This is a genomic window from Rhodospirillaceae bacterium (genome assembly GCA_040219235.1).
GTDB lineage: Bacteria > Pseudomonadota > Alphaproteobacteria > Rhodospirillales > Rhodospirillaceae > WLXB01.
The window spans coordinates 1144214-1157071 of sequence record JAVJSV010000011.1 but is presented as its reverse complement, the minus strand read 5'-3'; the positions used below and the strand labels follow the sequence as shown (position 1 = coordinate 1157071).

Sequence of the window (12858 nt, the reverse complement as noted above, 5' to 3'; positions counted from 1 at the left end):
ACGATGGTCCCCCGTCAAGCCCTCAAGCCACGACGACACGGAAAAGCTGATATACAAAGGAAATCTGGCACGCTAGAAAGCCGGTAATGTGATTGAAAGTTGAGATTTCATGGACGATTTGGACGCACTTGAGGCTCAGAGCATCTTTATATTGCGCGAAGCCTATAACAAGTTCGATCCCCTGGCCTTGCTGTGGTCCCTCGGTAAAGACTCGTGCGTCATGATCTGGCTGGCCAAAAAAGCTTTTCTGGGCCGCATGCCCTTCCCTGCTGTACACTTAGATACGGGTAAAGAATTCCCCGAGGCTTATGCCTTTCGCGACCAATACAGTGCCGCGTGGAATTTAAACTTAATCGCAGATGATTGCCCGCCCATCGAAGACGTTGATGCCAGCCTGCCACCCGCGTCCCGGTTTGCCGCACGTAAGTCGCTCGGCTTGCAGCAGGCTATTGAGCGTTATGGCTTTAAGGCGCTGATTACAGGCATTCGCCGGGATGAACAGGCGACGCGTGCCAAAGAACGCGTGTTCAGCCCGCGTGGTACAGATAATTCGTGGGATTTTCGCGAGCAGCCGCCCGAGTTCTGGGATCAGTACAACACCGACTTCCCACCCGGCACCCATGTGCGCGTGCACCCCTTGCTGCATTGGACCGAGGTGGACATCTGGCGTTACATTGAGCGGGAAGACATCCCCATGGTGCCCTTGTACTACGCCAAGAATGGTCAGCGCTATAGATCCTTGGGCGAGATTGGCATTACCGAGCCGATACAATCTGAAGCCACGACAATTGCAGAAATCATCATCGAACTTGAGGCCACGAAAGATCCGGAACGTGCCGGACGGACGATGGATCATGAATCGGAAGACAGCTTTGAGCGCCTGCGCACGATGGGGTATCTCTGATGGGGTTCCCTTTGGTTAGGGAACGCGCTTTTCCCATTGTTATTGTCGGGCATATTGATCACGGCAAGTCGACCTTGATCGGTCGCATGCTCCATGACACGAACGCATTGCCAACCGGGAAAGTCGAGGAGCTGCAAGCCAGTTCTGATCGACGCGGGGTACCCTTCGAATGGTCGTTTGTGTTGGATGCATTACAGCTTGAGCGTGACCAGGCGATTACCGTGGACTCCACACAAATCTGGTTTCATACCGAGACCCGCCGATATGTGATCATTGATGCACCCGGCCATCGGGAATTCTTACGCAACATGGTCACCGGTGCGGCCAGTGCGAACGCGGGCGTGATCGTGATTGATGCCAAGCAAGGTGTTTCAGAACAGACTCGACGCCATGCCTACCTGCTGCACCTGATCGGTATTCCGCAGGTGGTGGTCGCCGTCAATAAAATGGACTTGGTGGACCATTCAGAAGAACGCTTCAAAACTGTTGAAGCAGAGATGCGCATGTATCTCAAAGATATTGGTCTGAACGCTCAAGCGGTTATTCCGGTGGCCGCCATGCACGGCGATAATCTCGCCCGCCGTTCTTGCAGCATGCCCTGGTACGACGGGCCAACCCTTACCGATGCCTTGGATGCCTTTCCAAGAGTATCCGCACCGACGGAGCGCCCTTTTCGCATGCCTGTTCAGGATGTGTATCGACAGGACGGCAAACGCTTCATCGTTGGCCGGGTTGAAAGCGGAACCTTAAATCAAGGCGACGCCATTTCGGTTTGGCCGAGTGGCCGGTCAGCCAAAGTATTGGCATTTGGAAGCTGGAAAGCCGCAACCCCTATTCAATCTGTCCAGGCGGGCCAATCTGTTGCGCTGAACTTAGACGATGAGTTGTTTATTGAGAGAGGCCATGTCCTCACACTTCCAACAGCGAGTCCTAAACTTTCTAACGCGTTATCTGTGCGCCTGTTTTGGCTCAGCAAAGATCCGCTGCGTCAGGGCGAATCCCTGACACTTAAGCTCGCGACGGCCAGTTACGATGTGACTGTTGATTCCGTCGACACTGTGATTGATGTCGAGGACCTCAGCCGGCACCGTGGAACGGAAGTGACGCAAAATGGGGTCGCAGAAGTGACACTCCGGTCCCGCAGCGACATTACTTATGATCTGTTTCACGACCTGCCGACCATGGGGCGTGGTGTTTTGCTGGATGGATACGATGTCGTCGGTGGCTGCATCATTGAAGGCGGCAGCGATATAGAGGTGGTGTCACGCAACTTAACGGCTGTCCCACAATCCGTCACAGCAGAAGAACGCGCCAAAGCCAACGGGTATCCAGGCGCGGTATTGTGGATGTCTGGATTATCCGGTGCCGGAAAATCCACCTTGGCGATGGCGCTGCAACGGGAACTGTTCAGCCGTAAAATCCAGGTCTACACGCTGGACGGCGACAACGTGCGCAACGGCCTGAACCGGGACCTTGGGTTCAGCGAAGAAGAGCGCATTGAAAACATTCGCCGTGTGGCTGAAGTCGCAAAGCTGTTTGCCGATGCGGGAACGATTGTGATTTCAGCCTTTATTGCGCCGACCAAAGCTACACGTGCTGCAGCACGGGAGATCATCGGCGAACATTTCCACGAGGTTCACGTGAGCGCCAACATGGACGTGTGTGAATCTCGCGATGTTAAAGGTTTGTATGCAAAAGCGCGACGCGGCGAGATCGACGATTTCACCGGCGTCTCGTCACCTTGGGAACCACCGGAGTCTCCCGACTTGGACGTTAACACCGGAGAACTCTCGTTAGATGAGTCGTTGGCAAAGATGGTGGACTACTTAGAAAAGAACATTCTTAAGCCCGTCTAGTTATGCTCTCCGTGACTATGGATCGACGCGGATAAAACTGCTGTCTTGCGTTGGGTCACCGCTTCCATCGTATTGAACCCTCGCAGGATACGGAAAGACCGGCCGGCTGAACTCGACCTGGTCCGCGCTTAAGGGTAAATCGGTGCCCGCGCTATCAACGCTTATCTTTGGGTGAATACCGGTCAGTCTGTCTGGCGCTGTTCCCTGCTCAAGCCATGCTTCCATATAGGCGAGATAATCAATCGCATAAGCCCCGTCTCCCCCGGTGCAATGATTCATGCCTGGGATCATAAACAGGCGAAAGAACTCTTGCGTCGCAGCCTGACCACCCATGGTATTGGTAACGGTGTCGGTGTAGTCGATGATATTCAGTGGCACCACGGACTGATCACTCCAGCCTTGATAGACTAAAATTTTTCCGCCATTGGCTTTGAATTTGCGCAGGTCCGGGTTTGAGCCGCTGTAAAAGGTTTCCATCAACCCAAGCCGTTTGTAGTCGTAATCAAAGTCAAAATCGGTTTGCTGCCACGCAGGACCAGGGTCCGGCATGAAACCAAGATAGCGCCACAGATCACCCATGAAATTTTCATAGATCGACGGGCCCCCATCTTCGCTGATGTACGTGCCGATCCAGTTTAGTTCAGACCCACGCTGCGCACCGCCGGTATACAGCGCTTCCCCAGCCGCATTGACCGGGCCGTTATAAATCTTGTTCACCACCTCAACTTGGGCAGCGGTAAGACAGGAGGCCCGATCCCCACCACGACATTGCAACGCATTGGGTTCAAAATCACACACGCGGGCATCACCGATGAGACCATCTTCAAGGCCGTCATTCCTGTCGCATTTCTTGATCACCGCATCATGAATCATCTGGATTTTGCTGGCGGGCAATATCTGCTTGCCGTCGTCATCACGGTTGGCCACAACGTTCCACAACAGCTGCATGCCCGCACCGGTCTCATTGATCACCGGTGCGCCCGCAACAATGCCGTCAAAGTCGTAGGGGAAACGTTGGGCTTCGACCAATCCCTGACGGCCGCCGGTGGAGCAGCCCATGAAATAGGATCGCTGAGGGGCGGTGCCGTAGAAGGACTCCGTTATTGCCTTCCCGGCCACCGTGACCACATGGGTGGCACGATAGCCAAAATCGATTTCGGACTGGACATCGTTATAGGCCCATTTCGCGTCGGTGCCGGTGGAGGTATGGCCCATATCACTCGCAATGCAGGCATAGCCATCTTTCAAGTGATTGTTACACGCGGTGATAAAAACGCCACCACAGAAGCCACCGCAGCCGCGCTTCAGAAATTTGCTGTTCCAGTTATTCAGGGGCAGCCGGATCTCAAACTCGATGCTAGGCGCAACATAGCCACGCACCTGACAATGCGCAGGCACACCATCCGCTGATGCCGGAACAGCCTTGCTGCCCATAAGATGAGTGGGGGCATCAATGACCGTTGAAAAGTCCTGATTGAGGAGCGCTTGGCATTGGGCCTCTGTGGCTGACTGTGCATCAGATGCATTCGTCATCAGCACACCGATACAAAATAGCAGTAGGACTTTTGGCCAATGTCGCATTTTATTCCCCTGATTCTGACTTCACCTTGATCATCGTAGGGCTAAGAGCCTCCCCCGCGTCAATGGTCAAGTGTGAGCCGGTCACGTGTTTGTCAAACCCATAGCCAATTTTATCGCGTAGAGTGTCCTCATAGAGATTTTGGGGTTCAGGGATTTATATGACCGACGCGACGCCAACACCACTGCCCGCAAGTCGGCTTAAGACAATTCTAACGCTATCGCTGCCAATTGTTGCCGGCATGGTCTCGCAAAACATCCTGAATCTGGTCGATACAGCCATGGTCGGACGGGTTGGTCCGACCGCCCTAGCAGCTGTTGGGATCGCCAGTTTTACAAATTTTATGGCGATCGCAATCATTCTAGGGTTGGGCACCGGCGTTCAAGCCATTGCGTCGCGCCGAAAAGGCGAAGGCAAGGAGCACGAAACCGCGATTCCTTTAAACGGCGGCTTATTCCTCGCCTTCATTATCGGCGTGCCGCTGACGGTCATATTTTACTATGCGACCCCCTATGGGTTCCCTCTCTTGGTCAGCGATCCGGAGGTTGTTGAGCAAGGTGTGCCCTACTTACAGGCCCGCTTTCTGGGCACAGTTGCGATTGCCATGAACTATTCCTTCCGCGGGTTCTGGAACGGAATCAACATGTCGTTGGTCTACATGCGCACTCTGATCGTGATGCATGTGGTCAATATTTTCCTCAACTGGGTTCTCATCTTCGGCAATCTGGGAGCCCCGGCCCTGGGGGCTGAAGGCGCCGGTATCGCGACGACGATTTCAATTTTTGTGGGGACTGTCCTCTACGCCACTCAAGCCTGGCATCTGGCCCGCGACCGGGGCTTTATGGACCGCCTGCCCAAACGCGAAACTCTTGTAGGTATTCTGCGCATCTCAATCCCAGCTTCCATTCAGCAGTTCTTTTTTGCCGCCGGGTTTACCGCCCTATTTTTGATTATTGGAAAAATTGGGACCGCAGAATTGGCCGCGGCAAACGTTTTGATGAATGTCTCTCAGACCGCATTTTTGCCGGGATTAGGGCTGGGGATTGCCTGCGCGTCCATGGTCGGCCAAGCCTTGGGGCGCGGCGATCCGGAAGATGCCAAAGCCTGGGGGTGGGATGTCGTGAAAATCGGGATCTGCGTTATGGGCGTGCTGGGCATTCCCATGGTCTTTCTGCCAACGCCGATCCTGTCGATCTTTCTCACCGACCCTGAGGTCATTGCGCTGGCACGACCGGCCCTCATTTTGGTTGGGGCAACGATATGGTTTGAAGCCGTTTCGATGATTCTCCTGAGCGGTCTGCAAGGTGCTGGCGCGGCCAAGATCGTGGCTAAGATGTCGATCAGCTTGCAGTGGCTGGTGTTCTTACCCCTGGCGTATGTAATCGGACCGGTGATGGGCTATGGACTGATGGGCGTATGGACGTGGTTCATCACCTACCGCCTGCTCACAACGCTGATCTTTGCCGGGTTCTGGCAATTTGGCCGCTGGCAACACATTAAGGTTTGAGCGCGATTAGCTTATTCAGTCATCTGGACGGTTTTGGCAAATTTCGACAGTTCGTCATTAAAGCGATCAACGCGCTGGAAAAACGGCAAGTGGCCTGTGTCCGGGTAGAATGACAAGATCGCATTGGGGAGCGTTTCCAGCGCCAACGTCGTATCTGAATCAGGCATCATGAGATCGTCCGAACCGCGTGTTAACAGCATGGGCACAGTCATCTGCATCGCGATGTCTATATTGTCCAACTTGCGGCCCGCCATAGCACGGCGCACGTAAGCGGGCATCATCAGCCCCATAGCCACTTGCGCCGCTTTATCGGTCTCGGTCATGTTGTCCGTGTAGAACGATGCCGCCACATTCTCAGCGGCGATGACGTTTTCCACGAGATTCAAGGACCGCGTGCGGGCAGAGTTTTCCATAATCTCTTTGACATCATCGGTCTGGGGAAAAGGTGAGCGCGGCACCAAACCGCCAAGCGACCCAACCAGGTTGATGCCGGCGACATTACCCACGCCATAGTGACGGACGTAATCCGCGACCACAAAGCCGCCATAGGACCAGCCGACGACAACCGGTTTATCTAGGCCCGTGACGGCCATGACTGTTGCGATATCACCGGCCCAGGGTTGAGAGGGTCCTAGGAGTTCAGGTTGCCATGGCTTACCCGACAAACCATGACCCCGCATGTCAAACGCAACCAGATAAAATTCATCCGCAAGGCCGGATTCAAATTGAAGACGAAATGCCTGTGAGGCTTGCGCCATGCCGTGAATAAATAAAATCCCCGGATTGTCGGGATTGCCCGCTGTCATCACGTTCAATGGCACGCCGCCATAGCCTTCGACCGTCATAAACTCAACATCGGCTGACGCGATCGCCGACCAGGTCAACGTGACCAGAAGAGACATGTGAAATATAAATTTTTTCATTTTATTCTCCGAAGGGGCAGTACTTTTTGTCTGAGTCTTCTAGTACTCGTAAATCTCAAGCCGGAGACCATTGGGGTCTAGAATGGAGATGGATCGGCTGGTCCGCGTTGTACCTGAGTCACCGAGATCAGCGACAAGGGGCGCGCCAGCTACTTGGGCGCGTGCGACGACCTGATCCAAGTTGTTGACGCTTAGTCCCAGTATGGCATCCCCCACAAAGGAAGGGTGGCTTGCGTTTCCTCTATTTGGGCGCGACGACGCTGATGGCACTTCAAAGAAACTAAGGATCGCGAGCGACTTATCACCTTTGACCCAGGAATCCGGTGCCAGAGCAGCATAGCGAACAGCTTCACCAGACGTCACACCGACCACTTGGCGTGTCTTTGACGCCGTTACATCAGTAGCTCCCACCACAGAAAAGCCGAGAACGGTCTCGTAGAAATGAATGGTGGCGTCTAAATCATCGGTAACGAATCCGACAGAGCCCATCTTGGCCAGAGGGCGTTCCACCTCTTCTTGCGCCCCTAGAACAGAGCCTCCGGCGAAAACGAACAGGACGCAGCACGCTAGAGATAATAACCCTCTATGTTTTAAAGCTGACATGTAGCAATGCTCCGGTAAAGTCTATGAACTTTCATAGCGATTACCTTAGCTGGCCTGAGAGAGGCTCAAAAGCTCTAAGGTTGGGCGGGTCAGAGAAAATGACCTTTACCGCCCCAAAAGAGGTTATAAATACCCTTGAAGTGTCGTCTCAACGATTCGGATGAAAAATCATGACCCTGCGCCTTGCATTGACAGCTTTCTCACTGGTGGCGGCCTCAGCATCTGCCCTTGCCGATGCGGACCGATACACGGGCAATCCAGGACCATATGAAGTGAGCTACGTGCGCGATCTGGAACTGGTTGCACCCAACCGCCCTGAACCCTTTGTTGTACAGGTTACGCGGCCTGTTGATAAATCTGAGTCGCCAGTGATTATTTTTTCGCATGGCTTTAAGTGTGAATTAGACGGCAACGACCCATTGGTCGCCCACTGGGCCAGCTATGGCTATACCGTGATTCAACCGCGCCATCTGGATGCCGAACCGGACTCAAAAGCCGAAGCCTACCCGCAAGAGGTTATTTGGACAGAACGGCGGCGTGACCTGGAGCGCAGCCTGGACTTGATGGATCAGATCGACGCTGCCATTCCGGGCCTAAGTGACTCTCTCGACCTGTCTACCGTGGTCGCCGCAGGTCATTCCTATGGCGGCCTCACGGCGCAATCCGCAGGCGGTCTAAAAAGCTATTCACGCGGCGAGCCAAATGTGCTGGTTCACGAACCGGACGGCCGCTTCAAGGCCATTGTTGCGGTTTCCCCCCCTGGCCGGATGCCTGGGTTTGTCGACGAGCAGTCTTCGTTGTCCATTGACCGACCGATGATCGTGACCACCGGCACTGAAGATTTTACTCCACCCATGATGCCGACTTGGGAAGTTCACGCGGACACGTACCGAGACGCCTTGCCCAGCGAGAAATACTTGGCTGTGGTGCAAGGCGCTGATCACCGCTTTGGCGGTCTCATCTGTGGCGACGTTGGTGGCGAACCGATGCCTGTGCAAATGGCGACCCTGAATGCGGCGACTCTGGCCTTTATGGACCTGTATGCCCTGGATATGGACGCCGCCCGCGTTTATCTGGAGGCTCTAAGCGAGGCCGGACAGACAGAGGCGATGTATGCGTTTGAGCGTAAATGATGTGGCATGACCACTGTTGGGTCGGCGAGACCTTGCGTTGGTGCCAAAAAGGCGACAGAAATACCGTAGATTAATCACTGCCGAGTTAAACACAGGTAAGACATATGTGGATTTTAAAACTCTTGAAAGTTCTGGGACGCGCCCTTGTGGACCTACTTTTCATAATTTTGTTCGTTGTTCTGACCTCTATTGTTCTTAGCTCGGTCAGTTTGGTTATGGCCTTCGTGCTAGCCATTCCCATCTGGCTTGCCTGCGCTTATGTCTATCGCGCGCTGCAGTCTATTGGTGGTCAGAAAGCCCAAGCGGCTTAAGCCCTGAGCGAACCCTGCGGTCGCTTCACGCAGCCGCATACAGCTCATCAATCAGCGTTAAAGCTGGCAACACATCTTCCAGTGTGACCGGAAACGGTTCTTCGCGTGAGAGTGCCTGTGTCGCCTCGGCCACAAGTGTGCCGTGTCCTGGCCCGAAAAAGAAATCCGAATGCGTTGGCTCTGGGGCTGGCGGGTCTGAAACACCTGATGCTGTTACGATCTGATGCCCGTGCATTTCGACGCGTTGGGCGTTTTCACCGGTTTGTCCTTCGATAATGCAAACGACAGGTCCAGCCGCCCGTTCTTTAATCGCTTGAAGGGACACAGACGCCTGGCATCCGGACTCAAACTCAAAGGCTAAATCGCACGCATGATCCTGAGGCTGCCCCCTCAGTTGAACCTTAACCTGTGTGGGCGTCCCAAACCACCACAACAACAGATCCAAGTAGTGCAAACCGATGGTGCGGAGCACACCGCCCCCGGAACGACTAGGATCAGCATGCCAGCCCGTTAAGCGTGCCAGATCACCCGTGAAGGTCACGCGCGTTGGGTTCAGATGGCCACTCTGCATAAGGCTAGTTACCCAGCGTGTGTGCGCCTGAGCGCGTTGATTTAGAACCACACCAAACGGCACACCCGCAGTCCTCGCTTTTTGATTTAAGGCCTTAGCCTCAGCCAATGAGACGCCTACGGGCTTCTCGCATAAAACAGGGAGGCCAGCCGCGATCGCTTTTTGGGCTATCGCCGCTTGCACATCGTTGGGCGTCGCGATGATAAGACCATCTGCTGGACCGGCTGACAGAGCAGACTCAAAATCCTTAAAAAAAGAGGGAGCTCCAGAAGCTCGCGCCAGATCATCGGTCAGGGATGGATCAATCACGCCAACCAAAACTGCGTCGGAGCACCTTTTGATCGCAGCGATATGACACCGTCCGGCTTGCCCTGCCCCCGCCACAAGCCAGTTGACCACCCTACAGCACCCGTTTGCCTTCAAAGATCACTCTGCCTCAGACTTTGCAAAGACGGGATATGGGCCTAAGGCCAGCATCATTAAGCCGCCCAAAACAAACAGGCCAGCCGTTGAGTACAGAATCAGTTCATAGCTGCCAAACGCATCGAATGATAATCCAAACACGGCCGGTGCGGCGCCAGACCCAATGGCAAAGAAAATAAACTGCGCGCCATACAATTGACCGTAGTGCTTCATCCCGAAGTAGCGGCTGGTCAAATACGCAATCAGGTCAAGTTCAGCGCCAGCAGCCAGGCCAATAGCTAAGGCCGCGATGGTGATCATGGCCGGCGTCAATTCGCCCTGTGCGAGAAGGATGCAAGACACAGCCGGCAATATCAAAAACAAGCACGCCACCTTTGGTGCCCAAATGCGGTCGATGAGATAGCCCACGAGCAGTCGACCAACCACAACCATCGCCCCCACAAAACCGGCATAGCTTGCCGCTTCGGCAACGGGATATCCCTTGTCCATAAGGAGCGGGACAAGGTTAGAAATCAGCCCAGCCACGCCATAACACACGAAGAAGAGCGCAATCCCCATCACCCAAAAGCGATATCCTGAAAGCGCTTCTTTAGGGCTCAGACCTTGGTCACCTGCTGGCGCATGCGAATCAGAGATGCCTTTGCCGCGCTCACGCAGATAGAAGAGTGCCACGAGTACGCCGAACCCCACCAGCACCAAGCCAACGGTCATGTCCTGCATGATCTTGAGGGCGAGGTTAGACAGCAATCCCCAAAACACATACACAACAAACAATACTGCGGCGGCCATGATAAGCAGCCGTATCCCCTTAGGCTTTACGCCTAAATCTGCGCGGTCTGTATCTGCACTGCCCTTTTCGTAAAAGAAGAAATAGGCAATCGGAAAGGTGCAGACAAGAAGTGCCAATCCTAAGACGCGATACGCATCTCGCCATCCGTAGTCTTCTATGAGCGACGCGGCAAACGCAGGCCCCACAGCCGCCACCAAGCCTGTGCCCATCATCGTCAGACCAAGTGCCAGCCCACGGTTGGCATTGAACCAGGTGTTTACACCCCGCGTCCAGGTCACCGGAAAGGTGCCCGCGGCCAAGACCGACATAATGATCCACAAAGCGTAGTAGACGAAAATCTGATCCGTTGTCAGAGACAGGGCGGCAAACGTTGCGCTGAGGGTAATCAGCGATATGAGTGACAATTTACGTGCACCATACTTGTCGCTCAAAAACCCAATGAATGGGGCTGTAACCAACGCACTGATCATAACAAAGGAAAAGGCGAATTGGGTTGCACCTCGAGTCCAACCAAATTCTTCCGTCAACGGAATGACGAAGACACCATGGGTATAGAAGACAATTCCGGTCAGGCCCGCACCAACACCAAAGATCGCGCCAACAAGTGGTTGCCACCCGGCGCGAAACTCATCCAAGGACCGTATGGATTGCTCTGACATAAAACGGCCCCCTCGCCGATCTTTAAAGAGAACCACAGCTTAGCTTAAATTCTGAGACAGAGTCTCTGCTGGGGCTTACAGGTAATGATAACTCTATAATATTAGGTAACAATCTTGGCCGCCGCGCGACCAGAGAGCCAGCCAAAAGCGGTGGCTGTCAGGAGGCCATTGCCAGCCATGTAGCCTGATGCCCCTGGCCCCGAAATACCGCGCGCGGCACCTCCCCCGGCAAACAGATTCGGGAACAGCGAACCGTCCTCCCGTTTAACTTGACCGTTGCCATCGACAACCAAACCGCCTTGAGTATGGAACAAGGCCGCGCTGACCTTCACGGCATAGTACGGTGCTTTCAGAACCGCGTGACCAGTGAAATCACGCCCGAAGGAGTCTTCAGCCTCGCCACGTGTCATGGCTTCCACATCTGCGACTGTTTTCTTCAAAGCATTGGGCAGCTTTGTGATCGCGACAAGATCATCCAGTGTTTCGGCCTTACGAATACAATCCGCCTTCAAGGCATCGTGGTAATCGTCAAATTCTTTCATGACGTTATGACAACGTTCATCGTAGATGCTCCAGGCGTAATGATCCGGTTGCGCGACAATTTGTACAGCTTGTTCCGAATAGCCTTTGGCTTCGTTTGAGAACCGCTCCCCCTGAGCATTCACCTGGAAGCCGCCTTCCATAATATGCGCCCAAAGGATGGGAACCCCCTGACCGTAGGCAAGACCGCCATGACCTTGGTACGAATGAATATCACCAATGGCTGCGCCCATACCTCGCCCCCAACGGATGGCATCGCCCTTATTGCCAGGGTGCCCAAAAAACTCCGCCGCAACGATTTCAGGAATATATTCCTTCAGCATCTCCTGATTGCCGGCGAAACCGCAGCATCCGAGGATCAGGGCATTACAGCCGAGGTCTTCAACCGTGCCGTCTGGACGAGTGATGCGCACACCTTTGACCAAACCTGCGCTATCCGCAAACAAAGCCGTTACAGGCGCTTCCAACACGATATCCAGGCTGTTGCGCGCCATCGCATCGTGCAGCGCACCCATCAGTTCAGACCCGGTGCGGTTGGGTGTGCCATGCATGCGGCGTTTGGTGTGACCGGGGTAGTCGAAGGAGTCAACCAGGGACAAAGGTACACCGCAAGACTCAGTAAGCCATTCGACCGTTGGTGCAGAGACCTTGGCCATATGAGCCGCCATATCATGATCTGTTTCATTATGTGTTTTACGAAGAAGATCGGCCGTGAAGAGTTCTGGCGAATCTTTAATGCCCTTCTCTATTTGGAACCTGCTGCCTGCCCCCGGAATCAAACCGGTCGACATGGCTGTCGTCCCAAGGGCAGAAGAATCCCGTTCAAGAACCAGAACTTCAGCGCCTGATTCATGAGCAGAGAGCGCCGCTGTTAGACCACAGCCGCCAGCCCCAATCACCAGAACATCAACTTCGCCGTCAAAATTCGCTGTTTCTGGACTTAAAATACTCATGCCCGCCTTACTTTCTAATCTATTGATGCGCGTACGCTTGAAGACCTTATAAATTAACAATCATTACTGACTTCAAAAAGCGCGATGATGCACACTGAATGACTGT

The 12858-nt window shown here is 54.1% G+C and carries 11 protein-coding genes; 5 read left to right on the top strand and 6 right to left on the bottom strand.

Annotated features, from left to right (window positions below; genetic code table 11):
• The first annotated feature begins 109 nt into the window (after positions 1-109).
• Both cysD and cysC read left to right on the top strand, forming a co-directional pair.
• The gene (gene cysD / locus RIC29_09390; GenBank protein MEQ8735126.1) at positions 110-904 is read left to right on the top strand and encodes a sulfate adenylyltransferase subunit CysD; all 795 of its coding nucleotides are present in this window, start codon (positions 110-112) and stop codon (positions 902-904) included.
• A gap of 11 nt (positions 905-915) precedes the next feature.
• On the top strand, positions 916-2760 hold the full coding sequence (cysC, locus tag RIC29_09385) for an adenylyl-sulfate kinase (protein ID MEQ8735125.1): 1845 nt from the start codon (positions 916-918) through the stop codon (positions 2758-2760).
• A gap of 15 nt (positions 2761-2775) precedes the next feature.
• Here cysC and RIC29_09380 read toward each other — a convergent pair whose 3' ends face one another.
• On the bottom strand, positions 2776-4293 hold the full coding sequence (locus RIC29_09380) for a tannase/feruloyl esterase family alpha/beta hydrolase (GenBank protein ID MEQ8735124.1): 1518 nt from the start codon (positions 4291-4293) through the stop codon (positions 2776-2778).
• A 206-nt stretch (positions 4294-4499) separates the two neighbouring features.
• On the opposite strand from RIC29_09380, the gene RIC29_09375 reads away from it, so the two are divergent.
• Positions 4500-5846 (top strand): MATE family efflux transporter, encoded by a 1347-nt coding sequence (locus RIC29_09375; GenBank protein MEQ8735123.1) that lies wholly within the window; start codon positions 4500-4502, stop codon positions 5844-5846.
• A gap of 11 nt (positions 5847-5857) precedes the next feature.
• On the opposite strand, the gene RIC29_09370 is transcribed toward RIC29_09375, so the two are convergent.
• A complete protein-coding gene (locus RIC29_09370) occupies positions 5858-6769 on the bottom strand; it encodes an alpha/beta hydrolase (protein ID MEQ8735122.1) in 912 nt (303 codons plus the stop codon).
• Between the two features lie 39 nt (positions 6770-6808).
• Positions 6809-7372: a VOC family protein gene (locus RIC29_09365; protein ID MEQ8735121.1), complete on the bottom strand. Its 564-nt coding sequence runs from the start codon at positions 7370-7372 to the stop codon at positions 6809-6811.
• Positions 7373-7542: 170 nt separating this feature from the next.
• Here RIC29_09365 and RIC29_09360 point away from each other — a divergent pair, with 170 nt between their 5' ends.
• Complete coding sequence (locus tag RIC29_09360; protein ID MEQ8735120.1) at positions 7543-8505, top strand: hypothetical protein; 963 nt, start codon at positions 7543-7545, stop codon at positions 8503-8505.
• A gap of 104 nt (positions 8506-8609) precedes the next feature.
• Complete coding sequence (locus tag RIC29_09355) at positions 8610-8816, top strand: hypothetical protein (protein MEQ8735119.1); 207 nt, start codon at positions 8610-8612, stop codon at positions 8814-8816.
• A 25-nt stretch (positions 8817-8841) separates the two neighbouring features.
• Here RIC29_09355 and RIC29_09350 read toward each other — a convergent pair whose 3' ends face one another.
• The 3 genes from RIC29_09350 to RIC29_09340 all read right to left on the bottom strand — a co-directional run bounded on the left by RIC29_09350 (position 8842) and on the right by RIC29_09340 (position 12752).
• The gene (locus tag RIC29_09350; protein ID MEQ8735118.1) at positions 8842-9786 is read right to left on the bottom strand and encodes a Gfo/Idh/MocA family oxidoreductase; all 945 of its coding nucleotides are present in this window, start codon (positions 9784-9786) and stop codon (positions 8842-8844) included.
• A gap of 27 nt (positions 9787-9813) precedes the next feature.
• Positions 9814-11259 carry an MFS transporter gene (locus RIC29_09345; GenBank protein MEQ8735117.1) on the bottom strand — a complete coding sequence of 482 codons (1446 nt, stop codon included), beginning with the start codon at positions 11257-11259 and terminating at the stop codon, positions 9814-9816.
• Positions 11260-11360: 101 nt separating this feature from the next.
• A complete protein-coding gene (locus tag RIC29_09340; GenBank protein MEQ8735116.1) occupies positions 11361-12752 on the bottom strand; it encodes an FAD-dependent oxidoreductase in 1392 nt (463 codons plus the stop codon).
• Positions 12753-12858 lie beyond the last annotated feature (106 nt).

What these genes read in the sequence shown, in the direction of transcription:
- RIC29_09360 (MEQ8735120.1), top strand. Translation starts at nt 7,543, where the DNA reads ATGACCCTGCGCCTTGCATTGACAGCTTTCTCACTGGTGGCGGCCTCA.
- RIC29_09370 (MEQ8735122.1), bottom strand. Translation starts at nt 6,769, where the DNA reads ATGAAAAAATTTATATTTCACATGTCTCTTCTGGTCACGTTGACCTGG.
- RIC29_09375 (MEQ8735123.1), top strand. Translation starts at nt 4,500, where the DNA reads ATGACCGACGCGACGCCAACACCACTGCCCGCAAGTCGGCTTAAGACA.
- RIC29_09355 (MEQ8735119.1), top strand. Translation starts at nt 8,610, where the DNA reads ATGTGGATTTTAAAACTCTTGAAAGTTCTGGGACGCGCCCTTGTGGAC.
- RIC29_09340 (MEQ8735116.1), bottom strand. Translation starts at nt 12,752, where the DNA reads ATGAGTATTTTAAGTCCAGAAACAGCGAATTTTGACGGCGAAGTTGAT.
- RIC29_09345 (MEQ8735117.1), bottom strand. Translation starts at nt 11,259, where the DNA reads ATGTCAGAGCAATCCATACGGTCCTTGGATGAGTTTCGCGCCGGGTGG.
- RIC29_09365 (MEQ8735121.1), bottom strand. Translation starts at nt 7,372, where the DNA reads ATGTCAGCTTTAAAACATAGAGGGTTATTATCTCTAGCGTGCTGCGTC.
- RIC29_09380 (MEQ8735124.1), bottom strand. Translation starts at nt 4,293, where the DNA reads ATGACGAATGCATCTGATGCACAGTCAGCCACAGAGGCCCAATGCCAA.
- cysD (MEQ8735126.1), top strand. Translation starts at nt 110, where the DNA reads ATGGACGATTTGGACGCACTTGAGGCTCAGAGCATCTTTATATTGCGC.